The sequence below is a fragment of the Brevibacillus parabrevis genome, from assembly GCF_022701015.1.
Taxonomy (GTDB): domain Bacteria; phylum Bacillota; class Bacilli; order Brevibacillales; family Brevibacillaceae; genus Brevibacillus; species Brevibacillus parabrevis.
In genome coordinates, this window is record NZ_CP064090.1 from 3,976,986 (window position 1) to 4,003,067 (window position 26,082).

Below are 26,082 nucleotides of genomic sequence, written 5' to 3' on the forward strand. Positions count from 1 at the left end.
GTAAAAATTTGCTGTCAACCAATCTCTTCCTTTTTTTATGAAGATGATTGTCAACAGCGCCGTCATCTACGATAATAAACAGCAAGAGTGTAAAAACACAGTTCCCGGTTGGTAGTCCGGGCGCAGAACATGCGCGCGTGTCTCTGTCAGTAACCTTCCCCCCTCGGGATGTCCGACACTCTTGAATTTTTCAGAGGGGGCGGTTTGGGTGAAACTAACCGTTTATTTCGATGGACAGTTTTGGGTTGGCGTGGTCGAGCATGTGGAAAATGCGCGGCTGACAGCATGCAGATTTCTGTTTGGTTCCGAGCCAAAAGACGGCGAGGTGCTTGACTTCGTCTTGCATCGTCTGTTGCCCGGACTGGATGACACAAGACAGTCCGTACAAGTAAAAGCAGCCGTTGCGACCAAGATCAACCCGAAGCGGCTGGCTCGTCAAGTGGCAAAAGAGCTGCGGCAAAAAGGAACTTCCACCTTTGCCCAGGAAGCGATCAAGCTGGACTGGGAAGCGCGCAAGGTTGAGAAGAAAGTATTAAGTCGCAAGCAAAAGCTCGAGCTGCAAGAACAAAAGTGGCAGCAAAAAGTCCAGAAAGCAAAAGAAAAGCACAGAGGCAAATAATTTTCCCCTGTGCGCAGACTCACGCTCCTTTGCACGGAGCGTGAGTTTTTTATTTCGTTTGGACGAGCTGCGGTTCAAGCGAGCTTCGGCCGTACGGATTGTAGCCGAGCACAACGATTTTGTCATCTTCGGTCACGAGCACGTGATAGTGGGACCCCGGCCCCTCGATCGCGTAATCGTACGAAGAAGCTACCAGTCGGACAGGGCGGGGAACGCGTTTTTTGGCAAGCTCATTCCAGTCGTGCTCGTACAGCTCGCCATCCTTCGTTATTCTCAGTCTCCCACTTGCCAAGGCGATGTTTTCTTCAAGCTTTGGCAACACTGCAACCTTCCCCACTTTCCACTCGTCGCCATCGCGATCGACTTGGAATTGCAGCTCCGCAACCGCTCCCGAATCCGTCATCGCATAGACAGAAACATCTTCCGTCGTGTAGCGGACAAAATATTGCGGAGCCAATTCACGCACTCCTTTTACACCGGGCACTTTGACAAATGCTGGCTGCTTGGCTGTTTGCTCTGCATAAAGCACTTCCCCGGTTTTTGTTGTCGCGAGGAACGTATACGCGTTGGCGTACAGCTTGGTGATTTGCGAAATGACAGCCGGATCGATCTGAACGGCTTCTGCCTTGCCGATTTTGATGTTCGCAGGCTCGTAAATGCCGTGCTTTTCGACAAACTCGTGCTGCAACTCGACTGTGTACAGCCGATCGTCCGCTAAACGCACCAGCAATCGTCTTTCTCCTCCCACCACGTCTTTCGCAGGGGCAGACAAGGACAATTCCTGGCAGGTGGCAAAATCATCTGTCCACATCTGGACTTTCCCCGCTGTATCCATAGTTACCGCTGTATTCAAAATGCTGGTGATTGCCTGAATATTTTTGGGGCCTTGCACCTGATAAGGCACAAGCTTGTCGTTCATGCCCCAAAGCGTGCCATCTTTGCGGACAAAAAACGGCTTGCCCATGTCCGTGCTCACTTGCCGGACGTCTTTCAACTCCCCGATCTCCGTCCATTCCGTGAGCAGATGCGGCAATCTGCCCAGCTGTCCCGTCATGTTGCTGCCCCATGAATATACGTGTCCGGATTTTTGCAGGGCGATCACGTGATCTGTGCCTGCCTGAATGTCAACAATATCGCGCAAGCCTGCGATTTGCACAGGTACGTTTACGAGATTCGGCTGCTTTTCGCCAAGCATGCCGAGTGTGTTGTTTCCCCAGCCCCAGACCGTGCCGTCTTTTTTGCTGAACAAGTACATCCCTTCGCCACCCACTGCCATGTTGACAGCACCGTCGGCTTCGCGCGGAGCACGCGTCAGCTTGTTTTCATCCGGGTCAAACACGTGCACCTCGCCCGTTGTGGTTTGTATCAGCGCACGATCAGAGTAATCAAGCGCGATTTGCTTGACCGCCCCCGGGACATTCACCAACTGTGCAAGCTCGGCTTTCAGCTCCTGCCCCTGGCCGCTGACGTAGTACAGCTTGCCGTTTTGCTCCAACACAAACAAGGAAAAAGACGAACCGTATATATGCGTCACCTTGGCGAAAGCACCCAACTGGGCAGGCTTGCTCTCTCCTTGCATCCACGTCCACACGGTCCCATCGTCTTTGAGCAGTACGAGCGCGCCTTCGTTTCCATTTAACTCACTGATCGACTGAATGTGATCCAACCCCGCCACTTTTTCCGGCTGTGCCATGTCGTTCAGCCGCCAGACCTGACCGTCTTTCGTCAGCGCATGGTCTCCGGAGATTTCTTTGACATTTTGCAATCCCGCGAGCTTTTGCGGAAAATCTGCGTCCTTTTCTCCCTGCACGCCCCAACCCCAGACGTTGCCCTGGTTGTCAAAAGCGTAGGAAATGCCAGGACGCCAGCCATACCCCGCTCCATCAAAAATGTTGTCCGTCGCAATTCTCTCCATGCCGGAAAAGGCGGTCGCTTCTTGTAAAACCGCCGGAGAGCTTGCAGCCGGCTTTGCTTGCGCAGTCTTTTGCGCGATGTTGCCGCATGCCTTCATCGTTACTTCGCTGGCTTTGTCGGCTGCTGCACCACTGCCGCTGGCCTGTTTTTGCGCCGGAGTCGCTGGCGTGGCCGTTTGTTCTGCCTGCACGCTCCCAGAAGCAACGAGGACAAAAGTCAAACCGCTGCACGCCAGCACCTTGAGTTGATTCCGATTCCACACGTGCTCATGACACCACCATTATTTGGATTTATGGAGACAATACTTGGTTAGACGTTTACTGGCAAAAAAAGTAACGGTATCTTCCCGAACATTTTCCCATAAAAACCCCCTTTGGCTCCGTGGCGAAGCAAAGGGGGGGGATCGTCTTGCTTGCTAATTAATACGGCTCCGCAGCATGACCGTCTTCCTCGGCCTGGCGCACGCCAGCACCCGGATTCGTCGCTCCCATCGGCCCGCCGTGTCCGTTGTCGGCATTTTGACCACCCTGCTCGATGCCTCGCTTCAAGCGTGCGCCGTACTCCTCGTCACACTGGAAAAAGTAGCCGAGCATCTTTTCCTGAATGCGCCGATCACAGGACAACAAGGCATCGGTCAAATTGGCGATCAGATCGTCCTTTTCCCAGTCTTCCAGCAGCCGATAGCGCTCGCCAGCCTGTTTGAAATCGTTCGTGCGGTCAATTTTTTGCCGGACAATCTTTCCTGACACCGTCGGCTCATGGTCGGGAGCGCCCTGCTTTGCTTCATGCAGCCCGCCGAGCGTGGACGGCTCGTAATTGATATGCGGCTGTTGGCGGTCCACGTGGTAGAGCATTTGGCCGCCTTCCTGATTGGTCGCAACGTGTTTTTTCGGAGCGTTGATCGGCAGCTGCAAGTAGTTGGCCCCTACCCGATAGCGCTGCGTGTCCGAGTAGGAAAACGTCCTGCCCTGAAGCAGCTTGTCATCCGAGAAGTCCAGACCGTCGACGAGCACGCCCGTCCCAAAAGACGCCTGCTCTACTTCCGCGAAATAGTTTTGCGGATTTTTGTTCAGCACCATTTTTCCCACAGGCAAAAACGGGAACTGATCCTCCGGCCACAGCTTTGTCGGATCGAGCGGGTCAAAATCCAGCTCGGGATGCTCGTCGTCGCTCATGATTTGCACGCACATTTCCCACTCCGGGTAGTTCCCTTGCTCAATCGCTTCATACAAGTCCTGTGTCGCGTGATTGAAGTTTTTCCCCTGTATTTCTTCTGCTTCCTTCTGCGTCAAGTTTTTGATTCCTTGCGAAAGCGGCTGCCAATGGTACTTGACCAAAACACCCTCGCCCGCCTGGTTGACCCATTTGTATGTATTGACGCCAGAGCCTTGCATTTGCCTGTAGTTCGCCGGGATGCCCCACGGTGAAAAGAGAAACGTAATCATGTGCATCGCTTCCGGCGTGTTGGAAATAAAGTCGAAAATCCGCTCCACATCCTGAATATTCGTCACCGGGTCTGGCTTGAAGGCGTGGACGAGGTCAGGGAATTTCATCGCATCGCGGATAAAAAATACTTTCAAATTGTTTCCGACCAAGTCCCAGTTGCCATCTTCCGTGTAAAACTTCACGGCAAACCCGCGCGGATCGCGCAATGTCTCTGGCGAGTGCGCACCGTGGATAACCGTGGAAAAGCGCACGAATACCGGAGTCTGCTTCCCGCGTTCCGCAAACAGCTTTGCTCTCGTGTACTTGGCGATCGGCTCATTCCCGACTGTCCCGTACGCTTCGAAGTATCCGTGCGCTCCGGCACCGCGCCCGTGCACGACACGCTCCGGGATTCTCTCCCGATCAAAATGCGTGATTTTTTCCAGAAAATCGTAGTTTTCCAGAACAGTAGGGCCGCGGTTCCCGACGGTTCGCATGTTTTGATTGTCGGTAATCGGATGACCTTGGCGGTTCGTAAGCAGCTCCTCTTCCGTTGCTTTGCCTGACGTGGCCTGGTTGTCTTTTTCCATGTTCATCCTCCCTGTCCAAATTCTCGCTCGTTCATGAGAATGGTTTCCGAACCAGGGAGTCTTTATGCGGGAACAAGCAGAGAAAAGCGGGAATTAACGGGAGGCTTCGTAGGCGAGATCGCTGCGTAACACGGGCACGGTCTGGCTGTGGTTCCATTGAGCAGCAAGGGTGACATCCTCTGTAAATCCCCTCGCGGCAAGCTCTCAGCCCGAGCCGCAGTCGTACAGCATGGCGACGGCAAAACGATCTTGCTCCCTTCTGGAAGCGTCATCAGACAGGACGGAGATAAAGAAAGCGGCTCGCCGCGTTTGCCCGCGAGCAAGGCGCCTTGCTTTTGCGCAAAAAAGGCCGCTGTCTCGTCTCTCGTGCGATACGGATAGACGACTCCGCCTCGCCCGCACACGATGTCGACGCAGGTCGTAAACGAAAGCACATCGATGATTACTAGAATATCAGAGTGGCCCGCCAGCTCCTCCACCCCGTCATATCCCCATTCGAAACGCGCCGAATAGTCTAATTGCTTGAATATGGAAGCTTCTTTCAACATTTCCACCGCTTTCTATCAGAAATGGTTACTCGTCCCATTACGTTCGCCGTTACAAAAGGAGACAAGACGTAATATTGTATATTGTCCCATCAGTTAAGATTGAAGAATGGAGTGATCTGGGATGTCTGAAATGGAGTTTGCAAGCACACACGACAGAGATGGAGGCCATCATCGCAGAACGACGGTGAGAACAACAGGTATTTTGCAAAACAACCTGAACGTTGCTCTTACCGCTCACATCGACTTGGTCAACCTCAACGACGAACCTGTAGAGGTGCGTGTGCAAGTATTGAACTGGGGCGATGCTGTCACACAAACCAATCCAGTAGGTACGCTTCTCGACGTAACACAAACCCTTGCAGCCAACACTCGTATTGCCTTGAACGCAACTGTTGTTGCGACCAACCACTACGAAGTGCGCCTGATTGTCGGCCGTAACGGCAACGCCGAGAATGTCCTTCTGACAACTTACGGACGTACGTCTGTCGGCGGCGGTCAAGTAGTTGGCTTGTCTGTGCTTCCTAGCCAGCTGCTTACTGTAGAAATCGACAGCCACTGTCTGTAATTGTCGCACCCTTTTCCCAAAGAACTATGGTAGTTGCCATAGTTCTTTTTTATTTTTCGATCCGTTTATACCAGTGCGGAGTGCGCCGTTCGAAAGCATCGTACTCTTCGACGATAAGATTGACCCGCGCGATCATGTCCGGCAGCTGCTCGGGCACAACTCGCTTGGTCCAGATGATGGAGGAAAAAACGGTCATTGCCGTATAGACGTTGAACAAGGTCCAAAATTCGTCCGGAATCTCCTGATGATTCCAATACCCGGCCAACTGACCGTTGCAAAACGGAACGCTCACTTCTTTGCTGAAAAAAACCAGCTTCACAAACTCGTGAACCGGATCGCCCCAATCGTAGCGATTAAAGTCGATCACCCCGGCATAAGTGCCATCGCGGACAATCAGGTTGCCGACATGGAAGTCGTCATGCAAAAACTGGTTCGGCCGTCCTTCCAGACAGGCCAAGTGCCGCTCAATGTAAGCCAAGATTTTGTCTCCGTACGGAAGCGGTGGCGAGAACGTTTGATACGCCTCGACGTACCTGCGATGCTTTTGCACGCATCGGTCTATCCAAGGCGGGATCGCCGCTGGAGCCGCAAGCTGATGCATGGCTGCCAAATCCTGCCCCGCCAAAAATCCTGTCTGCTGCTGTTCGCTTTCCGTGTAAAAAGGCAAGCGATCTCTGGCATCCTCGCCCTCGATGTAACTCACGAGCATGTAGCAAATCCCCAGCTCTTTTCGCACGCCAAAAGCAAGCGGCTTGGAAGCCCGGATCGGATACGACGCAAGCGACTGCAAGACAGCAAATTCCTGCGCTTTTTGCTCAGCCTGCTGCTCGCTTGCGACTCGGAGCACCACAGTACGCCCTTCTGGCAAATCGACACGGTATTTTTTGTCTGCGGAATGTCCTTTTTTGATTTCGTTCACGCTCACAGCCTGTTGCAGCAGCGGAACGGCCTTTTGCAGCGATTCCAACCATTCTTCCATCTTGTTCCCTCCCCGTTCTTGCTTGAAAGACAGCATTCTCGATTATACGGGAGAACAAGCGTGTATGGGTAGAGAAAAAAGACGCCGGGATGCATCTCCCAACGCCTTGTCTTTTCGTTATCGTTATCGGGCTGTCCAACCGCCGTCAATGACCAATTCCGTGCCTGTTACGAAGCTGGATTCATCAGAAGCGAGATACAGGACACCATAAGCGATATCTTCCGGTTGCCCAATCGCGGCAACGGCGTTCCCCTTTCAAACATTTGTCCAGCCCCGTGATCGAGCGCTTCCTGAATCATCGGCGTCACGATAATTCCCGGGTGAACGGAATTGACGCGGATGTTGTCTGGGACAAGCTCGACAGCAGACGCTTTGGCAAGCGAGCGAAGCGCTCCTTTTGCCGCCGTATACGCATTCGTGTAGTTCAGGGCAACCAAGCCAGCGATGGACGAGATGTGAATGACGGAGCCGCCGCCCGCTTTCTTCATTTCTGGCACCGCGTATTTCATCCCGAGCATGCAGCCTGTCAAGTTGATGCTCATCACTTTGTTCCACTGCTCCACGTCGAACTGTTCCAGTTTTTGATCCGTACTGACGCCAGCGTTGTTGACCAGTACGTCTACTTTGCCAAAAGTGGCGACTGCTTTTTCCACGACCTGTGGCTCGAACACGACATGCCGTACACACCGAAATTCATGGCGACGAATTTGCTCGTCATGGCTACCAAAGGAGCTTATGTAAACAATCCGTTTCTGTAATTCGTTCCCGCAGACACAAAAAAGAAACTGCCCACTCAGGACAGTTTCTTTTATAAAGGAGGTTTACAGTTTTGTTACGTTCTCAGCTTGTGGGCCACGGTTGCCAGTTACGATGTTGAACTGAACGCGTTGACCTTCTTCCAAAGTTTTGAAGCCGTCACCTTGGATTGCGCTGTAGTGTACGAAAACGTCGTCTCCGCCTTCTACTTGAATAAAGCCATAACCTTTTTCTGCGTTAAACCATTTAACTGTTCCGTTCGATTGCATGTAAAAAAACCTCCAAAAGTCAATTTGAATATGCAGTCATATTTACCGAGGCAAATAAAGCTCACATATCATGAAGAAATACTCCAACATCTGATTGCAATACGCCTTCATGATATGTGAATTTATTCTACTTCGACAATATGAAAGTGTCATAGGACGGAACTGCCATGTTAAAACCAAAACTTTTTGAAAACCTAAAACGACGAAAGCCCTTCCTCTCTCCCATCCTTGCGGCTCCGATGACCGCGCCAGTGTGAATCGGGAATCCAAAAACGTTATCCATCAGCATCATTATGCACCTCGATGAATTAGGCTTAATTATTCAAGTAATACTATCATTCTATCATACAAATACGCTATAATCAACTATTTAGATGCTACACGGCCCGTTTCTCACCTGATACACTAAGGTTCTGGAGGGATGATTCATGTCAAAAGAAGTGTATACAAAGCAAGAAATCAAGCAACTTTTGGAAAAGGGTACTCCGATTTTGTTCCTTGATGTTCGCGACGAAGCCAAATTTCAGACAGGCAGTGTGGAAAGCAAATTCGCTGACACGCGAAATGTTCCTTACGTGCACATGCTTGCGCAAGACGCCAAACTATTAGATGAAGAAACAGAACGGGCCGTCAAAGAAAGACAGATCATCACTGTATGCACAACGGGAAATAAAGCCCAAAAAGCGGCAGCTTTGCTGCGCGAGCACGGATATGAGGCAAAAGCGCTGCTCGGCGGATTGACAGCGTGGAAGGACGACGAAGACGAAGCGAAATAAACGCACTAGCACCAACGTTTCCAGCAGATTGGCAGATATTACTCCTTTATTTCGGGCGGGATGGTCTGATATTCTGGGTCATGCCAAACCAATACGCCGAAACTTCCTCACGAATGGAAGTGCGGGGGATCTTTTACGCGGGTCAACAAAACCCGCTATGGGGTGAATCGCTCGAAGGAGCGTAGGGTTGTTTCCTCAACCCGAATCCGACAACTAACCTCGTAGGCCAAAAAAAGGAGACGATGTGAATATGAAACGTTTTGGAGCTACTGCCATCGCCATGACTCTGGGATTGGGCTTGGCCTTGACCGGATTTACTACTTCTGCTTCTGCTGCAACTTCCGCAAACTGCCCGTTGAAAAACGGTAACAGTACACCATATCAATTTTCCTATCAATGGATTCCATATGCGGGACAATTGCCTTTTGCATCCAATGCCCAGCAAAACCAGGTTGTTGTTCCACCAGTAAAGCAAGTACCTGTTCAGCAGCAGCCAGTGCAAAAGCCCGTACAAAAACCAGCGCAAGCACCTGCGCAACCAGTTGCAACTACACCTGCGGCTCCAACCGGACAAGCTGACCAGGCTAAAACAGGAGATTTCGCCAAGCAAGTCGCTGATCTCGTCAATCAGGAACGCGCCAAAGCAGGACTGGCTCCCGTGACGATGGACGCTTCTTTGTCCAAAGTGGCACTTGCAAAAGCAGCGGACATGTCGAACAACAACTACTTCGACCATACAAGCCCTACGTACGGTTCGCCATTTGACATGATGAAGCAGTTTGGCATCTCTTATATGACTGCGGGCGAGAACATCGCCATGGGTCAACGCAGCCCTGAAGAAGTCATGACGCAATGGATGAACAGTGATGGCCACCGCAAAAACATTATGAACCCGGCCTTTACCAAAATCGGTGTCGGATACACGAACGGCTACTGGGTTCAAGAATTTATCGGATAAAACAATCGTTTCACACGAAAGCCGGGTTTCTCTTCGCACAAAGAGACCCGGCTTTTCTCGTGTGGAGCTAGCCTTGCTCCGTATTTGCCGCGTTTTTCGCTTCGGGGGTGCAGCCGCAACCTTTCTGCTCGTCAAACAGAGCGACATCCTTTTGGTTCATCTTCTGTTTGGTCGGATAGGCAGAAACTTGTTGCAGTTCGGCATTGACATCAGATGATTGCTTCATCGTATGGCCCCCTCGCCGCTATTTGGATAGTTTGTGGTACATCGGTAGTATGCGCGTGAAAGCAGCAAATACATGCCTGCCGATCGCTGGAAAAGAGACGAAGCTTGCTCAGAGCTGTTGCCGTTTAGGAACTGCGCTTTTACTTGCTGAGAATATGCTCCAGGTCTTTCAGCGCTGCGGCTGCCGCTGCTACAGGGTCTGACTTCCCGCCGACCACCATCACCTCTCCCATCACATCGGTTTCGACCCGAATCGCCTTCGTAGTGCCTTTTACACGGGCAAAAGGGTGACTCGCTTCAACCGCTTTCAATTCTACAGCCGCTTGAATCCCGTCCGCAGTCGGTTTGATCGTCCCGACCAGCTTGGGCACAAGCCCGCTTTGTTTCCACTCCGCTATTTGTTCTGGTGTCACCTTGCGCACGCTGGCCCGCGGAATATCGGACAGCTTGATTGGAGCAGCGAACGCAGCGTTGGCCAAAATCGTCAGCTTGGATGCGGTGTCAAAGCCTTCGATGTCATATGTCGGGTCAGGCTCTGCGATTCCCATCGCTTGCGCCCGCCGGATCGCCTCTTCGCTGCTGATCCCTTCTTCCATCATGCTCGTCAGCACAAAATTGGTCGTTCCGGTAAAAATGCCTTCTACGTGCCTGATTTCACAGCCAGCCAAATTGTAGGTGAACAGGTCGATGGTCGGCAAAGCCGCCGCAGTCGCTCCGCTGATTTTCAACTGGACGCCTTGCTCTTTTGCCAAAGCGGACAAGCCGCTGTAATCGACGACGAGCGCACCTTTTGACACGGCAATGGCGTGCATTCCTTTTGTAAGCGCCTGGCGGATAAAGCCAAGGCTCGCTCCTCCCGTTTGGACATCGGACGGCCCGGCTTCGATCAAGATGTCCGCTTCTGTTTTCGCCAACCATGCTTCGGCGTTCCATGCCGAATCAACCGCTTTCTTTTCTTGGGCAAATGCGTTCAAGCCCTCTTCCGCAAGTCCATGCGGATCGTATAAGCTGCCAATTGAGCGGGCGACGCCGACAAGCCTGACGTCAGCCTGGTACAACTGGCGGTAACGGTCCTTACGTTCTTGCAGCAGTCGCGCGATTTGCTTGCCTACGGTTCCGAACCCTGTTAATACGATGTTCCAACGCTTCATTTGTCATTCTCCTTGTTGTCGCAAAACATCAAGCGCTTGTCATGCTTGTCGGTAGACGTCTCTTCTGTATGCCAGGATCGCGTTGGCGTCTTTTGGCCTGAGCTGTTTGCCCGTTTTCGCAGAGTACAGTGCTTCTACGTGATCGATGAACAAAATTCCTTCCAGATGATCCAGCTCATGCTGAAGACAACGCGCGAAAAAATCCTCTGCCTCAAAGACGTGCTTCTCGCCGCTGCGCGTCTCTGTCCGCACTTTTACAGAGCGTGCCCGACTCACGATCCCGATCACCCCCGGAATCGACAGGCAAGCTTCTGGACCTATCTGAACGCCGCTCACGTCCACAATCTCCGGGTTGATCAGCTCGACAAGGCCGCTGCCGCAATCCAGCACAACCAGCCGCTGCAAAACGCCGATTTGCACAGCCGACAATCCGGCCCGTCCTTTTTTGGCGTACAGCGTATGCTTCATGTCTTGCAAAATCGTTTCTGTCTGGGGAGTCATGGATGTCACTTTTCTCGACCTGTCGCGCAAAATCGGATTCCCTAATAGAACGATACTCCGTTCTGCCATCGGTACAATCCCTCCTGCCCCTCTATGTGTTTACAACGTAGCAAACGTTTTCACCCATTGTCAAAAGAATCCGTTCAAAAATCTGAAAAATCCCTGCCTGCTAGATGACAAATGCATGTAGATGCGCTATCTTTATTGTTGATGATAAACAGATGTTCCAAAGGAAGAGGGAGGCTACCATGCATTCACTGGCATCACAGCTGAATGAGACGATTCAGCGGGAAAATCCACACGTTTTTGAGATGATGTCCAACATCGGCAAGCTGATTTACTTTCCAAAAGAAGGAATTCTGAGCCAATCGGCTGAAGCGAAAGCAAAAGCGAAAAAATACAATGCAACAATCGGGATCGCCCTGGAAAACGGCCAACCGATGCACCTGAAAGTGATTCAAGACAACCTGTCGGCCTATGCGCCAAAAGATTTGTACGAGTACGCTCCTCCCGCCGGAAAGCCTGAGCTGCGTGCAGCATGGCGGCAAAAAATGATGGAGGAACAGCCTTCGCTGGCGAACCTGACGTTCAGCAATCCGATTGTCACCAACGCTTTGACCCACGGCCTGAGCGTGGTTGCAGACCTGTTTGCGGACAACGGCGACAGCGTCATCATCCCGGACAAAAACTGGGAAAACTACGAGCTGACTTTCTCCATCCGTCGCGGTGCTGAAATGGTCTACTATCCATTGTATAACGATGAGATGAAGTTTAATGCCTCCGGATTGCGTGAAGCGATTTTGGCGCAAAAAGATAAAGGAAAAGCGATTGTCGTCCTGAACTTCCCGAACAACCCGACAGGGTACACGCCAGGGGCAGAAGAAGGCCGTCAAATCGTGGCAGCGCTCAAAGAAGGAGCAGAAGCGGGCATCAACATCGTAGCCGTAACAGACGATGCGTACTTTGGCCTGTTCTTCGAAGACTCCATGCACGAGTCGCTGTTCCCAAGCCTGGCAAACGTACATCCGCGCATCCTCCCTATTAAAGTAGATGGCGCGACCAAAGAAGAATACGTTTGGGGCTTCCGCGTCGGCTTTATCACATATGCAGCTCCTTCCAGCGACCTGCTCGCCGCGCTGGAGCAAAAAACATTGGGCATTATCCGCGCAACCATTTCCAGCGGATCTCACCCATCGCAAACATTCGTCCTGCAAGCTCTCACCTCTCCTGAGTTCAAGGCACAAAAACAGGAGAAGCTGGAAATCATGAGAGGCCGCGCCAACCGCGTGAAGCAACTGCTCGACAGCGGCAAATTCGACGACGCCTGGGGCTACTATCCGTTCAACTCCGGTTACTTCATGTGCCTCAAGCTGAAAACCGTCGAAGCGGAAACATTGCGCCAGCACTTGCTGGAACAGTACGGCGTAGGTACGATCGCTCTCGGCCAAACCGATCTGCGCATCGCTTTCTCTTGCATCGAAGAGGACAACATCGACGATCTGTTCCAATTGATCTACAGCGGCGTCAAAGACTTGGAAAAAGCAGTGGCAAAATAAGCACAAAAAGCGTTTTGGCCCTCTAGCCAAAGCGCTTTTTTTCTTGTCCGCCGCGATGTTTCTGCTGTTTTTCCACGAGCGTCACCAGCCCGATGAACGGAAAGCCTGACGCGTAAATCCAGTCTAGGATCGAAAAGCTCGCCCCGCCAATCACGGCTCCACGACTCCGCCCAGCTAGGTCAACCCCTGCCGCGGCTTATTCATATTTTTCAACAAACTGAATTATCCCTCTATTCTCGTCTCGGTACCCCGAATCCGCTGCGTTCCTGCAAAAATCGAGGCAAGCACCAGAACCATCCCGACCCCATGCATCCACGTAAACGCCTCGTTCAAAAACAGCACGGCAACGAGCGCTGCGCTAATCGGCATCATTCCGGTAAACAAGCCAGCCTTGGATGCCTCCACCTTCGCCACTCCGTTGTACCAGAGAAAGAACGAGAGCACACTCGCCGTAACCGCGTAATAAAGCAACAGCCACCATATATGGGCCGGTACGGCTCCCCAATCGAAGCGAACCGCCTCCCAGATCGCAAACGGCAAAAACATGACAAAGCTGATGGCGTTGATCGCGGCGGTCATCTGAAACGGGGTAATTTTGCCTGACAAGCGCTTGGCAAAAATCGTGAACAGCGCTTCGCTGACGACTGCCAAAAACACAAGCAGGTTGCCCAGCATACTCGCCAGCGACTGCTCCTGTGCTCCTCCTGTAAACGTAATCAGGCTGATTCCGCCCACGGAAAGGGCAATCGCCAGCATGTTGTTCAGATGAAGCTTTTCCTTGAGAATCCAGAAGGAAAACAGAGCGATGCAGGCTGGAACCGTGCTCGTAATAATCCCTGCGGCTGTAGCGGTCGTCCACTGCACGCCGTACAACATGCAAACACTGAACAGAAAGACGCCGAAAAACGACTGCCAGAACAGGACGCTCCCCTCTTCCTTGCTCCAGGACGACTTCCACTCGCCGCGCCAAAAGAGCAACGGCAGCAAAATCGCGATCGCGATCAGGAACCGCAGCTCGGAAAACAGGAAAACGGGCACGTGCGAAACAATTTCTTTACCGATGGAAATGTTCATTCCTACCAATGCCATTGATAGGGCCAACTGAATGTAGGCGAACAGCATGGGGTAATTCTTTCCTCCTCTCGTGCTCCTACTACTGTTCCATCCACACGTGCCGAAATCCTCTCCATCATCCTGCGTGTGGCAGTTGTTTTTTCGCAGGTTCACTCACCCGTTTTTTCTCGGCAGCTCCTACGAGCAGAGCGCCAAACGGCAGTCTTCCCAGCCCGTACGACAGGAAAAACGAAACAGCGGCGCACAGGACAAAAACGACCAGACTGCCGATCACTCCCGTGTGAAACAAACCGATGCCGCGCACGGCTTTCATAAGGTAAGTCAAGACCAGCGCGTGCATCAAATAAGCGCCGTACGAATACTTGCCGACAAGGCTGAGCCAATGCGTCACAGCCGATTGCTTTTTCCCGATCAAGAGCGCCAAGCCGTAAACGCCAAGAAGCGACGCCACCGTGTACAAAAACATGGACGGCTTGAGCGATGTCGCCACATTCAGGCTAATGCTTCCGCTGGCAAACACCTGAAGCAGCTCGTAGCCAATCCAGCCGTACAACAGGCAAAACGCTGCCGCAATCCACATCCAGCGCTTGCCGATCCATGCGCGGAAAGCAGGCAAAGCCACAGCTGCCACGCCCCCCAACAAAAAGTAAAAGAAGTAGTAGAAAGCGTTGCGGTCGCGGTACTTGATCATGTACAGCTCAAGCGGCCCGCCGCCAAAGTCGGCCATATGCGCAGGAACGTAGCGAGCCGAAAACCACATCAAGCCGCCGTATACGACAGCAAGCAAGGCGCCGACCACGACAAACCGGGTGCGATTCACGACGAGACGATGCAAAAAGCGAAACAGCTTTTGCCACAGCGGATAAAGCAAATAAAACTGGAAGATCATGACGACAAACCATAAATGGTAGGAGGAGGTTCCCGTCACGAGGTTTTTGATCACCGTCCGGAAAAAGCTGCTCTCCCATCCTTGCGGCCATGTTTGCAGAGACATATAAACCGCCGACCAGATCCCGTATGGCACCAAAATTTCCGTTACCCGCTTGCGCATAAAGCCGATGTAGTTCACCTTTTCACAATAGTTGTAAAATAATACCAACCCTGTGATGAAAATAAAGGCCGGAACGGCGAATTTGAGCAAGTGAAACAACATTCCGTATACGATAGCCGTCTGTTCGCTCAAGCCCTGCTCTCTGATAAAAATGCCGATGACGTGTTGATAGACGACAGCGAGAAAGGCAAAGCCGCGAATGAGATCCAGTTCGGCTATGCGTTCTTTGCGACTCATGAAACTACCAGATCCTTCCTGTATGATTAACAAGTGTCATCCTATCATCATAACCATCCCGCCTGCGCCAAGCAAGTCCGCATACGGGGTACTCGTCTGGTTAAAAAAGCCTATGTTTATCCCGCTTTTGGCCTTCGCGCACACAAAAAAACCGACGTCGTGGCGTGACATCGGTCTTTTAGCACATGTCCTATCTTAGTTTGTTTGTACTTCTGCCTCAGGCAAGCCGCCAGGGACGGAAATCAGACCGGGCCGCCGGATGAAAGCCTTGATCTTTGTTTCCACTTCCAGCTCGGAAAATACTTGGTCCCAGTTTTCGCGCACGGCTGCAAACTCCTTCGGGTATTTCCGGTGAAACTCCCGGCCGAAATTGACAATGTCTGCCTTGAACTCTTTTTGTACCTGGGAGAGGGCCAGCCTGATTCTCGTCTGGATGTCTTCGCGCATCCCTTCCTCTGCCCGGGCAATTTGCTCCGGAGTGTTCAAGGTCAGCTTTGTGCCATTTTGCACAATGTCTCCCTCTGTTTCAATATCGACGAGCATCTTCCATTTCCCGTTTTCAATCAGCGGTGTCAATTTGGTCTTTTCCCGAATCGGGTTTAGTGACACGAAGCCTCGCTCGTCTTTGATCTTGATCGTGACTGTCGTGCTCGATACCTCGTCTCTGAGCCATAGCACCCCTCGCGTCGTCCGGTCGGACAAAGCGCCGATCATTTTGCCGTTTTTGAACACGGCTGTGCCAAACAAATACGGATTGGTCGCTTGCGGACGCTCTTTTTTCGGCGGCTTCATCATGTCAATCATCGGCAAGGCGGCCGCATTCGTCGGACTTGCAAACATTTTCTGCAAATCGAGCAGCGTGACTTCAAGCCCGACCTCCAGTTCGGACAGCTTGCGCACGACTTCCGCCGAATAGCGTTCGAGCGGCGGCATAATCTTCAGCAGCTCGCTTGCTTTTCCTTTGCTTACATACATAAAAGCCCGGTTGCGCGGTTCCGGGTGGCGGGCGTAATAGTCGATATACTCTTCCAAGCCGTGCCTGGCCAGCTCTTGTCCGTAAATGTACACCTTGCAGTGGCCCCAGAACACCTTTCGCGGTATTTTTAGCTGCACTTTGGACATCGCGTCGGCAATATTGACGCCTTCCGCAGAACGGATCAGCGTCATCGCTTCGTTTGCTCCTCCATCCCCGCCGCTGAGTGAGCGCGGAACGAATACTTGCACAGACAGCTCCACAGCGCGATCCGATACGAAGTCCATTGCGACTGCTGTCACGAGCGCCACATCATTGATTTCGACGCGGTCCCAGCAGCCGCCAAGACAGGCACAGCATAGCCAAAGAACGAGGGCAAGCCGCTTCTTCATCGGCTGTTTTCTCCTTGCGTAGAAGAGATCAGCTTCTGCAGCGGCCAAACAAAGCTTTGAACCCCGCGGGCATACAGCATCAAATCGGGCTGCTCCTTCACGTCCAGCGAGAACGGCATCGGCATCGAGTTTTCGCGAAAGCGCGCTGCGGCTGTCTGTAACAGCCACGGCTCATGATACACGTCGGCGTAATGCAGTTGGTTCGTGCGCTTGCACTGACAATAGAGCGTGTAGCGTTCCGTCAGCCAGTGCTCCAGCGTTCCCGACCGTGCTAGTATAGGCTCCGAGACAGGCCAGTAGCTGCCGTGGAACACTGGCGAAGCGCCGCGAGCGGATAGGCGCTGGGACTGAAAATCGATCTGATTTTGCTCGGCGCGAAAGTCCATGCGCGCAGGATAATAAGGCAGCCGATACCAGTATTTGGCGATTTTTGTCACAAGCAGATGGGATGTGTCCAGAGACAAAAAGTAGACGCCCGCTTTCTCGCCTGCTTTCACATACGTTCGCACATTGATTTCGGGGAAGGAAGTGACGTACGGAACAGGGAACAGGCGACGGAGCCGCACTCCGGTCAGCAGAAAAGGAATGACGCTAATCCAGGCATGCCCACCGTATGTATCCAGTTCGAGGCCCGCCGGAATCAGGCTGCGCACCTGGTCGGGCGAGACAGCCCAGTGAGCGAACAGCAAATGCTCCCACGTCTGCGTCATCATCCAGCCTTTATGCTGTCGTTGTTCCTTGATCGGAATGATTCCCTGACTCATGCGAACCCCTCCCCAATTCCGTTTGCTCTTGCCTATATGCCGCTTTCCGCCGTTTCCGCAGACGTCTGGAAGGCAAGCGGTACTTTCGTCACTTTGCTCGTCAGCTCATCCAGGGCTACGAGATCGTCTGGCGTCACTTCTTTTAAAGAGGTTTTCCCCATGGCAAGCAGCGCGATTTCCATTTCATCCACAAAAGCAAGCAAAAAATTCGTCAAATACTTGGCAGCCTGCTCCGGGTCGAATTTGTCCTTGAGCTTCCCCGGATAGTTCGTCAGCTCAGTCGGCGGCTCCCAGGGAATCGCCTTTGTCACCTGATCATGCGTCATCGCCCAGAGCATCGCCGTTCCCATGAAAATGCCGTCTGCCCCCAGCGCGATTGCCTTCAGACACTCGCCCGGAGTCGTATAGCCGCCGCCCGAGAGCAGTGTGATCTGGTCTTTGACCCCGCGCTCTTTCAAATAGTGAATCGCCCGGCTAAGCGCGTAAATCGTCGGCAAGCCGAAGTCGTCCTCCAAAATCGGCGGGCCGCCCTTTGTCCCTGCCTGCCCACCATCAATACTGATAAAATCAACCCCAGCCTGGATGGAGATTTCCAAGTCTTGCTCCAGGACAGCGCTTGCGCATATTTTCACGCCAATCGGAATCCCGTCTGTCATCGTGCGCAGCTTGTCGACCAGCTTGCGCAAGTCTTCCGGGCTGTTGACTTCAGGCTGCCGGGACGGGATGACGACCATTTCTTCTCCCTCGACGCCCATCAATTGGCTGGCTTTGCCCGTGATGTACTCGCAAGGAATGAAGCTGGCTGCGGCTGCGGTCGCTCCTTGTCCGAAATGAATCTCAATCGCATCCGCCTGCCGCAATATTTCCGGTTCCTTGGACCATTTTCCCGAGTTGTACTGAATGATGAGGTGCTTGGCGTATTTGCGCTCCTCCGGCAAAAGCGGCCCTTCTCCCGTATTGCTCAACGATCCCGCTGCCGCCGCTCCTTTTGCCATGGCAATCTTTACACTTTCGCTGATCCCGATGCCAAATCCCATTGCTCCGGGCATCAAGGGGATATCCAATGTTAGCGGTCTTTTTGCCTTTGGGCCAATCGTCAGCTTCATGTCGACCTCGGCATCTTCATCAGCCGGCAGCACCGCCAGCTGGGCCGGAGAAAAAATCAAGCCATCAAAGTTGAGAAACTTGCGCGGACTGCCAAAAGGCCGCTCAATCGCTTGCCCTGTCGTCGCCCGCAGGCTGTTTTCCAGGACGTAGCGCGGGCTGACTTTGGTCAAGGCCGATACCATTTCAAAAATATTTTCCGGGTAGCGATCCGACATCAACCTTTTCATAAAGCGGCCGAGCAACCACTGTACCAGCGGGCGAAACGTGACAATTCCAAGAAGCGTAAACAAGATGCCTGCGACCAGCGTGCCAACAAAGGAGCCTATGAGAAAATCCAGCCACCTCCCACCCACTTCATCCACCTCCTGCGAGATTTGGTACGTTGCGTGGTACATGCTCGTTTGCTACTTTTCCGCTTTTCCATGCTCATCGGTTGAGCCAGCAGGTCGGGAAATCAGTCCGGGTCGGCGGACAGCGGCCTGAACCTGTATGTTCACATCAATTTGCGGGTAGAGCACGTCCCACATCGGTTTCGCTTGCTCCCACTCCTGCGGATACTTCCGGTGAAAAACAGCGGCAAAATTGCCCGCGTCCGCGTCAAACTCCTTTTGCAAATGAAAGAGAGCAAGCCTGATGCGCGACTTGATTTCGTCGTTGACCGATTTCTGCACGAGCGCGATGCTGCTCGGCTCCATCATGTTCAGCTTCGTCGCGTTTTCCACGATGTCGCCTTCCGTATCAATTTTGACCAAAATCGACCACTTTCCATTCGCAATGCGCGGAATCAGCTTGGTCGTCGCCCGAATCGGTACGACAGAGACAAGCCCTTGTCCCTCTGGCAGGTCTACGCTGATGGATGCCCGGGTGATTTCATTGCGCAGCCAGAGCAGCCCCCTCGTAGCTTTCGATGTCAAGACTCCTGCCAGCTTGTCCTGTTTAAAAATGGCGGTTCCGAGCAGCGGCGTGTTTTTCTGGATTTGCTCCTTGTCTTTCAATTTGTTCCCTTCCTGTATATAGGGAATGGCTACTGCTTGCGCCTCGCTTTTGAGCATGTTGCGAAAGTCGATCAAGGTTACAGGCATGCCGATATGCAGGCTCGCGTATTCGCGCAACGCTTCTGCTGTAGAGCGCTCCAGGACGCTTTCGATTCCGAGTGTCTCGACTGCTTTTCCTTTTGATATGTACAAATAGGCACGATTGCGTGGTTCAGGATGACGCACGAGAAAATCAATATGATCGGCTATCCCTTCCCGGGCGATCTCTTCGCCGAACAAATAAATTTTGCAGTGCCCCCAGAACACTTTGCGAGAGAGCTTCGCCTGCACTTTGGACATCGCGTCGGCAATATTGATTCCTTTTCCGCTCAGAACCGTGGTCAGCTCCCTGGTCGAGCTGCCCGTCGGCACTCCCAGCCCGCCTCCTCCCACTTCTTTTGGAATAAACACTTGGATGCTCAGGTCGATTTCGTCTTTTCCCGCCTTGTCCACAGCAGCAGCGGTAATGATTGCGAGGTCGTTGACTTCCGTCCGATCCCAGCATCCGCCAAGCAGCGCACAGGAAACCAGCAAAACCAGAACGACTCCTCTCATCCTGACGGAACCTCCTTCGCTTTGCTGCGCTTTCCACGCACGATTGCATAAAGCAGCAGGCAGCCCGGCCAGAAGCAGAAAGACCACGCGAGGATGGCGGGAATCGCAAGCAGGGTGATCGCCCCCAGCTCCGCGAAGCTGGGTATTCCCCAAAAGCTGAACAGCACGATCAAAAAACCGATCGGCCAAATAAGCGGCTGGTAACAGGTGAGATTCAGGCATTGGGCTGTTCCCAGTACCGTCGCGTAGTAAAACATCGACACTTTGATAAAGGCGCCGATCACCCAGATCGCCATGACAGCCGATTCCATGTTCTCAAAGTTCTCAAAAAAATCGGCAATACTCACATATCTGGCGGTATCCATGATCGGAAACAAAATATTCGGCAAAGCATCCCCCATCAAAAACAGCGTGACCAAATTGACGATAGTCATGGTAATCATCGCTCCTGCCACAGTCCACACCGCAGCTTTTGTCCCCTGCGGGCGATTGGCGAGCACCGGCAACAAGTACGAAATCAAAAACACTTCGCTGTACCAGCCGAGCGGCGTGATGGCCCCTTTGATCGACGGCAACAGTCCGCGATCGAGGACAGGAAACAAATTGCCGGGGTCCAGAGCAGGAAACACAAGGCCGATCATCAACAGCAGCGGAACAATGAACATCGGAAAGAAAACTTGCGCGGTTCGTCCGAGAACTTCGACCCCGCCTTTGACGGCAAAAGCACAGACGACAATCAGCGCGGACGAAATGACACTGAGCGGCGTTTCCTTCAAAAAAATCGCGATGAAATCCGCATACTCGCGCACGATGACGCCGCTTACCTGCAACAAGACGAGCAGGTACAAAAGGCCCATGATCGCAGATGGCACCGTTCCAGCGATTGCTTTTCCTTGCTCGATAATCGTCATGCCGGGAAACCGCTTATGCAGCTGGATCGCGATAAACACGCTGAGAAAGCCGATGAGCGATGACCAAAACGGCGTGAGCCACAAATCGTTCCGGGCCGCTTGAGCCATGACGTTAGGTCCTCCAAGCATCGCGGTAGACACGAGCACGGGATAGATAATCATCCCCATTTGCAAGGCTGAAATTTTTCCCGTTTCAAGCATAGTTTCTCATCCTTCTTGCTTTTCGGTATGGGTATGGGCTTGTTCAGGTGCCATGGTCATTTGCGCTTGGCTTTGCTGTTTGCCTTTTTTGCGCAGCAGGGCCAAACCGAGCAAAAGCAGCGGACAGATCGTCTGCATGAGCGGCCCGTAAAACGGAAACGAGATTACATCGAAGCGACTTGCCTGATTGAGGTTGGGGATGGACCAGAAGCTGAGGGCAGCGATGAGGATACCGATCGGGAGCACAATCGGGCGATAATCGGCAAGCCCGAGCCATTGACTCGTTCCCAGCACAGTAGCGTAGTAAAATATTGATATTTTGACGAACATCCCGAGAATCCAGACGGTCATGACCACAGAGTCGAGATTTTCAAAGAAGTCCGCAATGCTGATGTAGCGAAAGGCAACCATGACCGGATACAAGTAATCCGCGGCCTGCGTCCCGAACACCAGCAAAATAAACAGATTGATACAGGTCAGCATCAGCGCAATTCCCAAAATCGTCAGCATCCCCGAGCGCATGCCTTTGCCCCGATCGGTCACGAAGGGCAAAAAAAAGCTCATCAGAAACGCCTCGCTGAAGTAGCCTTGCGGGATCAGTGCCCCTTTCAGCGAAGGGAGCAAGCCGTGTTCCAGCATGGGAAACAGAAAATCGGGCTTCATGTCCCGGAGCAAAAAAGGCATGAGAATGAGCGGAAACATAAAGAAAAAGAAAAAGAGCTGTGCCGTCCTGCCGATCGATTCTACTCCTGCTTTCACAGCGTAGGCGCAGACGGCGATCATCGTGATAATGACGATGCTGATCGGTGTCTGCGGCAAAAAATTGCCGATGATAAACTCGGCGTACCCTCTGGCGATCAATCCTGTCATGTGGATGTAAAAAAACAGGATGAGCAGCCCGAACAGCTTTCCCGGAATCGTACCGATAATGTCGGTACTGTATTCGACGACGGATTTTTGCGGGTACAGTTTGTTCAAGGCTATGGCGGCATACACCGTTAAAAAACCGGTCAAGGACGCCCAGGCAGGCGACAGCCACAAATCATTTTGCGCGTATTTTCCGCTATAACTCGGCACAGCTGTAACAGCCGAAGCAATGACAGCCAGGAAAATCATTTTTCCCATCTGCGCGGAAGAGATTTTTCCCTGTTCTAGCAAGCACCCCACCCTTTTTTATTCCAAGTAGTGACCCAGCGGCTCGAAAATTTCATTGATTATCGTGGTGGGTCCCGGCAAATTCGGCAAATCGAACATGGACAGCACCCAGCCGATGAAAACCAAGGTGATGAAGGTCATTTTGTCTCGCCTCGGCAAGCGCGACAGACGCGGCCACTCGATGGCAAACAGGATGCAGACGAGAGCGCTCATTCCGGCGACCAGCCCCCATTTCAAGCTGGATCTCCCCCTTTTTTCGGCCCTGGCTTCTGATTCGCTCCTTGCCTGATTTTTTGATAATCTCCCGTCAAGTGAGGGCGCGTGTTCATCATCCACCACGGCGCGCGGACGAGCGTGTCCTTCCATTCCGCCACCTTGATCGGCCCGACTGGTGTCAAGTACGGCACACCCAGCGAGCGAATCGTGCTCAGGTGGATGACGGTCACAATAATGCCGAGCATGATTCCCAACAAGCCGAGCGATCCGGCGAGAAACATCATCGGAAAGCGCAGCAGGCGAATGGCGATGCCCGCGATATAGTGCGGAATCTAAAGGAAGCAATCCCTGTGATGGCGACCACGATGACCATCGGAGCGGAAACCAGCCCCGCTTGTACGGCTGCCTGACCGATGACGAGCGCCCCGACGATGCTGACAGCGGCCCCCGACCTGCTTGGGCAGTCTGACCCCTGCTTCGCGCAGCGCTTCGAACGTAATTTCCATCAACAGCGCCTCGACCAAAGCCGGAAAAGGCACTGCTTCCCGGGAAGCTGCCATGCTGATCAACAGCGAGGTCGGCACCATCTCGTGATGAAACGTAATCAGGGCGACATAAAGGGACGGCAGCAAGAAGGAAATCGCGGTGAACAAATAGCGCAGCCAGCGGATCGTCGTACTCGCGAGCGAGCGCTGGTAATAATCCTCGCTGGATTGCAGCAAGGAAAACAGCGTAGTCGGTGCGATCAGCACAAACGGCGTGCCGTCTACCAGAATGGCGATGCGCCCTTCCAGCAAATTCCCGCAAGTGACATCCGGACGCTCGGTGGTCAAAATTTGCGGGAACGGCGATGCAGGATGATCTTCAATCAGTTCCTCGATGTAGCCGCTCTCCAGCACACCGTCGATTTCGATCCGGCCTAGTCTCGCCCTGACCTCTGCCACCAAGTCCTCGTCCACGATGCCTTCCATATAAGCGAGGACAACCTGGGTTTGTGTATAGTCGCCGATTTGCATTTGCTCCATTTTCAAAGCGGGCGTCTTGATCTGCCGTCTGAGCAGCGCCGTATTGACGTGGAGCGATTCCGTAAACCCTTCGCGCGGCCCCCGGACGACCCCTTCGGCGACCGGCTCTTCGATCTGCCTTTTTTCCCATCTGGCCAAGCCAAAGGCAATCGCTCTCTCCTGCTGGTCGATCAACAGAGCCGGGTTGCCGTTTGCGATCGCTTCCAGACATTGCTCTACGGTGCTCATTTCCCGCGATTTGGTTACGGGCACCAGATTGTCCAACAGCTTTGTCAGCGGGGAATCCTTCGGCAGCTTCGTCTGCATCAGGACAGACAACACGCTGCGCTCCAGCTCCTCCTGATTCGTCAAGCCGTCGATGTAGATCGCAAGCGCCCGGATCGTGCCGCCGATGCGAAACGAGCGAAACACCACATCGGAGCAGTTGGCATACAAGTCTCTCAGCCGCTGCTCGTTGTCAGCCAGCTGCTTTTGCAAAGGCGTATGGGAAGGCGCTGTCTGCTGCTGCGTCTTCTGTTTGTGCGATCTCCACCACTTTCGCGCGTTTTCGCTCAGGCTCCCCACCCCCTTTTCAACGAAGCCGCCTCACTTTTTCCTGAGTCTCGCCTACTGTAAAATGAGTTAGAGAAATTTTGCCCCATTCGTACCACTTTTATCCTGTTTCCTTGCCCGGTGAGCCAGTTGCCTGTGCCAAAAGAAAAAACGCCCGGATCAACCGGACGTTTTGGACCGTAGCCATTTCCACAAATAGCAATAACAGGACGTCAGCACAAGCACGACAGTGATCGTCATGATAGTGTCAAAGCGCATAATAGCCTCCTTCTTTCTCCTACTCTTTTACTACGAAAAAACAGGCGATAAAGTCACGAAGTCGCATCAACTTTCACGCATGTGTATTCAAAAAGGAAAGAGCCTCGCAAGCGCGAAGCTCTTTTTTCGTTGTAGTTATTCCGTTTGGGAAGAGTGTTTTTGCCGCAATAGCAAAGCCCTTTTCCACATGTCGAGCAGCATGCCGACTGCAACCGCGATCAAGGCAGGCATGACCCAGCCAGCGCCGACGTTGTAAAAAGGCAAGGCCGCGAGCACCTGGTCCCATTGGTGGGCGACAAGCAGGGCATTCGCCAAATCTGCCAGCCCAAACACGGCAACGACGCCAACCGTTGTCATATAAACGAAAGAGGTAGCCGGGATGAACCGCTCGACCAGAGCAAGCAAAATGAGCATGATCGCAATCGGGTAAATCGCACCTAAGACAGGCACGGATACTTGCAAAATTTGTGTCAGGCCCAAGTTCGCAACCAGCATGCTCAAGACGCATAAAACCGTCACCCATCCCTTGTACGGCAAACCGCCGAACAGGCCGTGGAAATACTGACTGCAAGAAGTGACGAGCCCAATCGATACGCACAGACAGGCGACCGTAAAAATCACCCCGAGGATCAGCGTTCCGCTTGCCCCAAACAGGTGGTCCATCATGTTCGCGAGCAGTTGGGCGCCATTTTCCGCTTTTCCTAAAGAAGCGGCAGACGCGCCCATGATGCCCAGAACGACGTAAATCACTGTCAGCAAAAATCCAGCTCCAAGCCCTGCCTGAATCATGCTTGCAGACAATTTTTTCTCGTCTGTCATCCCTTTCGCCCGCAGCGTATTGGCAATGACAATCCCGAAAATGAGGGCGGCAAGCGCATCCATCGTCAAGTAGCCGTCGAGAAAGCCTTGGGCAATCGGATTTGCTCCGTATTTGCCAGTCGGCGCACCTGTCTGTCCGAGCGGAGTAACCAAGCTTTTGATGTAAATCAGCGCGATGAGCGCCAGCAAGGCAGGCGTCAGCAGCTTCCCGAACCGATCGACCAGCTTGGAAGGCGACAGACTAAACCAGAACACGATCAGAAAAAACACGACCGTGTACACGAGCAAGCTGATTTTAGAGGCAACCAGCTGTTCTGGCAAAAAAGGCGCCATCCCCATCTCGAAAGCGAGACTTCCCGCGCGCGGAATGGCGAGAGCCGGCCCGATCGAGACGTAAATCAGAAACGGAAAAATAAGAGCAAAAATCGGATGGACCCGGCTCGCCAATTGGTAGAAGCTGCCTGCTTTGGCAACGGCAACTACCCCGAGAATCGGCAGACCGACAGCCGACAGGACAAAGCCCAGCAAGGAAGACCAGACGAGCGAGCCAGCCTCCTGCCCAAGGTATGGCGGGAAAATCAAATTGCCTGCTCCAAAAAACATGGAGAATAACATGAAGCTGATGAGCATCCATTCTTTTTTAGACAGTGATGTCATTGTCGAACATACTACCTCCCTTCATAATGAGAGGCATTCTATCAACTTTTTGTGCTCTGCGCCAGCCTTTCCCCATTTTTCGCAATAGCAAATGGATTGCGAGTTTTCTTTTATGGAAAGCTCTGGCATTCGACTATCGGCATTTTCTGGCTGCTCAAGATATCGAACTTTTAAACGTGTCTGTTCCATCGATTTCGAAAATGATAATCGTTCATTCTCAACATGACACTAGATGTCATATTACAACGTGTATGATGAAATAAATAACT

Annotated in this window: 25 protein-coding genes, 2 pseudogenes and 1 riboswitch; of the genes and pseudogenes, 5 read left to right on the forward strand and 22 right to left on the reverse strand. The window is 52.7% G+C overall.

Annotated elements, in window-relative coordinates; translation table 11 throughout:
- The first annotated feature begins 208 nt into the window (after window positions 1-208).
- On the forward strand, window positions 209-619 hold the full coding sequence (locus IRJ17_RS18300) for a YjdF family protein (protein ID WP_242771428.1): 411 nt from the start codon (window positions 209-211) through the stop codon (window positions 617-619).
- A gap of 49 nt (window positions 620-668) precedes the next feature.
- Here IRJ17_RS18300 and IRJ17_RS18305 read toward each other — a convergent pair whose 3' ends face one another.
- From IRJ17_RS18305 to IRJ17_RS18315, 3 genes are all read right to left on the reverse strand, one after another.
- Complete coding sequence (locus IRJ17_RS18305) at window positions 669-2,795, reverse strand: RCC1 domain-containing protein (protein WP_242771430.1); 2,127 nt, start codon at window positions 2,793-2,795, stop codon at window positions 669-671.
- Window positions 2,796-2,952: 157 nt separating this feature from the next.
- Window positions 2,953-4,548 carry a catalase gene (locus IRJ17_RS18310; protein ID WP_242771433.1) on the reverse strand — a complete coding sequence of 532 codons (1,596 nt, stop codon included), beginning with the start codon at window positions 4,546-4,548 and terminating at the stop codon, window positions 2,953-2,955.
- Between the two features lie 62 nt (window positions 4,549-4,610).
- The gene (locus tag IRJ17_RS18315; protein ID WP_242771436.1) at window positions 4,611-5,096 is read right to left on the reverse strand and encodes a hypothetical protein; all 486 of its coding nucleotides are present in this window, start codon (window positions 5,094-5,096) and stop codon (window positions 4,611-4,613) included.
- Between the two features lie 121 nt (window positions 5,097-5,217).
- On the opposite strand from IRJ17_RS18315, the gene IRJ17_RS18320 reads away from it, so the two are divergent.
- Window positions 5,218-5,661 carry a hypothetical protein gene (locus tag IRJ17_RS18320; RefSeq protein ID WP_122966843.1) on the forward strand — a complete coding sequence of 148 codons (444 nt, stop codon included), beginning with the start codon at window positions 5,218-5,220 and terminating at the stop codon, window positions 5,659-5,661.
- A gap of 49 nt (window positions 5,662-5,710) precedes the next feature.
- Here the strand turns inward: IRJ17_RS18320 and IRJ17_RS18325 are convergent, their stop codons facing one another.
- The 3 genes and pseudogenes from IRJ17_RS18325 to IRJ17_RS18335 form a co-directional block, all read right to left on the reverse strand.
- On the reverse strand, window positions 5,711-6,640 hold the full coding sequence (locus IRJ17_RS18325) for a phosphotransferase family protein (protein WP_173599334.1): 930 nt from the start codon (window positions 6,638-6,640) through the stop codon (window positions 5,711-5,713).
- A gap of 123 nt (window positions 6,641-6,763) precedes the next feature.
- Window positions 6,764-7,311 (reverse strand): annotated as a pseudogene (locus IRJ17_RS18330) (SDR family oxidoreductase).
- A gap of 150 nt (window positions 7,312-7,461) precedes the next feature.
- Window positions 7,462-7,665, reverse strand: a complete 204-nt coding sequence (locus IRJ17_RS18335) for a cold-shock protein (RefSeq protein ID WP_063231283.1) — start codon at window positions 7,663-7,665, stop codon at window positions 7,462-7,464.
- A gap of 428 nt (window positions 7,666-8,093) precedes the next feature.
- Between IRJ17_RS18335 and IRJ17_RS18340 the strand changes: the two genes are divergently transcribed.
- Both IRJ17_RS18340 and IRJ17_RS18345 read left to right on the forward strand, forming a co-directional pair.
- Entirely contained in the window at window positions 8,094-8,441 is a 348-nt protein-coding gene (locus IRJ17_RS18340; RefSeq protein ID WP_173597371.1) for a rhodanese-like domain-containing protein, read from the forward strand.
- 84 nt (window positions 8,442-8,525) lie between these two features.
- Window positions 8,526-8,684: riboswitch (cyclic di-AMP (ydaO/yuaA leader) on the forward strand.
- Between the two features lie 7 nt (window positions 8,685-8,691).
- Window positions 8,692-9,399, forward strand: a complete 708-nt coding sequence (locus tag IRJ17_RS18345; protein WP_242771440.1) for a CAP domain-containing protein — start codon at window positions 8,692-8,694, stop codon at window positions 9,397-9,399.
- 67 nt (window positions 9,400-9,466) lie between these two features.
- Here the strand turns inward: IRJ17_RS18345 and IRJ17_RS18350 are convergent, their stop codons facing one another.
- From IRJ17_RS18350 to def, 3 genes are all read right to left on the reverse strand, one after another.
- Window positions 9,467-9,625: a hypothetical protein gene (locus IRJ17_RS18350; RefSeq protein WP_167470398.1), complete on the reverse strand. Its 159-nt coding sequence runs from the start codon at window positions 9,623-9,625 to the stop codon at window positions 9,467-9,469.
- Window positions 9,626-9,764: 139 nt separating this feature from the next.
- Window positions 9,765-10,775 (reverse strand): homoserine dehydrogenase, encoded by a 1,011-nt coding sequence (locus tag IRJ17_RS18355; protein ID WP_242771442.1) that lies wholly within the window; start codon window positions 10,773-10,775, stop codon window positions 9,765-9,767.
- Between the two features lie 39 nt (window positions 10,776-10,814).
- On the reverse strand, window positions 10,815-11,345 hold the full coding sequence (def, locus tag IRJ17_RS18360; RefSeq protein WP_173599332.1) for a peptide deformylase: 531 nt from the start codon (window positions 11,343-11,345) through the stop codon (window positions 10,815-10,817).
- A 179-nt stretch (window positions 11,346-11,524) separates the two neighbouring features.
- On the opposite strand from def, the gene IRJ17_RS18365 reads away from it, so the two are divergent.
- A complete protein-coding gene (locus IRJ17_RS18365; protein ID WP_242771444.1) occupies window positions 11,525-12,832 on the forward strand; it encodes an aminotransferase class I/II-fold pyridoxal phosphate-dependent enzyme in 1,308 nt (435 codons plus the stop codon).
- A 22-nt stretch (window positions 12,833-12,854) separates the two neighbouring features.
- Here IRJ17_RS18365 and IRJ17_RS28205 read toward each other — a convergent pair whose 3' ends face one another.
- The 13 genes and pseudogenes from IRJ17_RS28205 to brnQ all read right to left on the reverse strand — a co-directional run bounded on the left by IRJ17_RS28205 (window position 12,855) and on the right by brnQ (window position 25,813).
- Window positions 12,855-12,986 (reverse strand): hypothetical protein, encoded by a 132-nt coding sequence (locus IRJ17_RS28205; protein WP_278189444.1) that lies wholly within the window; start codon window positions 12,984-12,986, stop codon window positions 12,855-12,857.
- A gap of 68 nt (window positions 12,987-13,054) precedes the next feature.
- Entirely contained in the window at window positions 13,055-13,954 is a 900-nt protein-coding gene (locus IRJ17_RS18370) for a DMT family transporter (protein ID WP_242771446.1), read from the reverse strand.
- A gap of 67 nt (window positions 13,955-14,021) precedes the next feature.
- On the reverse strand, window positions 14,022-15,194 hold the full coding sequence (locus IRJ17_RS18375; RefSeq protein ID WP_242771448.1) for an acyltransferase: 1,173 nt from the start codon (window positions 15,192-15,194) through the stop codon (window positions 14,022-14,024).
- A 195-nt stretch (window positions 15,195-15,389) separates the two neighbouring features.
- A complete protein-coding gene (locus IRJ17_RS18380) occupies window positions 15,390-16,559 on the reverse strand; it encodes a Ger(x)C family spore germination protein (protein ID WP_173599330.1) in 1,170 nt (389 codons plus the stop codon).
- Window positions 16,556-17,323 carry a YqjF family protein gene (locus IRJ17_RS18385; protein ID WP_122966853.1) on the reverse strand — a complete coding sequence of 256 codons (768 nt, stop codon included), beginning with the start codon at window positions 17,321-17,323 and terminating at the stop codon, window positions 16,556-16,558. The genes IRJ17_RS18380 and IRJ17_RS18385 overlap by 4 nt, the downstream gene beginning before the upstream one ends.
- 32 nt (window positions 17,324-17,355) lie before the next feature.
- Entirely contained in the window at window positions 17,356-18,783 is a 1,428-nt protein-coding gene (locus IRJ17_RS18390; RefSeq protein WP_122966854.1) for an FMN-binding glutamate synthase family protein, read from the reverse strand.
- Window positions 18,784-18,834: 51 nt separating this feature from the next.
- Window positions 18,835-20,019, reverse strand: a complete 1,185-nt coding sequence (locus IRJ17_RS18395; protein WP_173599327.1) for a Ger(x)C family spore germination protein — start codon at window positions 20,017-20,019, stop codon at window positions 18,835-18,837.
- Window positions 20,016-21,131: a GerAB/ArcD/ProY family transporter gene (locus tag IRJ17_RS18400; protein ID WP_242771450.1), complete on the reverse strand. Its 1,116-nt coding sequence runs from the start codon at window positions 21,129-21,131 to the stop codon at window positions 20,016-20,018. The genes IRJ17_RS18395 and IRJ17_RS18400 overlap by 4 nt, the downstream gene beginning before the upstream one ends.
- Window positions 21,132-21,137: 6 nt before the next feature.
- A complete protein-coding gene (locus tag IRJ17_RS18405) occupies window positions 21,138-22,298 on the reverse strand; it encodes a GerAB/ArcD/ProY family transporter (protein ID WP_122966856.1) in 1,161 nt (386 codons plus the stop codon).
- Window positions 22,299-22,304: 6 nt separating this feature from the next.
- Window positions 22,305-22,523 carry a hypothetical protein gene (locus tag IRJ17_RS18410; RefSeq protein WP_242771454.1) on the reverse strand — a complete coding sequence of 73 codons (219 nt, stop codon included), beginning with the start codon at window positions 22,521-22,523 and terminating at the stop codon, window positions 22,305-22,307.
- A pseudogene (locus tag IRJ17_RS28340) lies at window positions 22,520-22,935 on the reverse strand (spore germination protein). The gene IRJ17_RS18410 and the pseudogene IRJ17_RS28340 overlap by 4 nt, the downstream one beginning before the upstream one ends.
- The gene (locus tag IRJ17_RS18415) at window positions 22,835-24,091 is read right to left on the reverse strand and encodes a spore germination protein (protein WP_423751924.1); all 1,257 of its coding nucleotides are present in this window, start codon (window positions 24,089-24,091) and stop codon (window positions 22,835-22,837) included. Before IRJ17_RS18415 ends, IRJ17_RS28340 begins: the two are co-directional and overlap by 101 nt.
- A 381-nt stretch (window positions 24,092-24,472) precedes the next feature.
- Window positions 24,473-25,813 carry a branched-chain amino acid transport system II carrier protein gene (gene brnQ / locus IRJ17_RS18420; RefSeq protein ID WP_122966858.1) on the reverse strand — a complete coding sequence of 447 codons (1,341 nt, stop codon included), beginning with the start codon at window positions 25,811-25,813 and terminating at the stop codon, window positions 24,473-24,475.
- Between the last annotated feature and the right edge of the window lie 269 nt (window positions 25,814-26,082).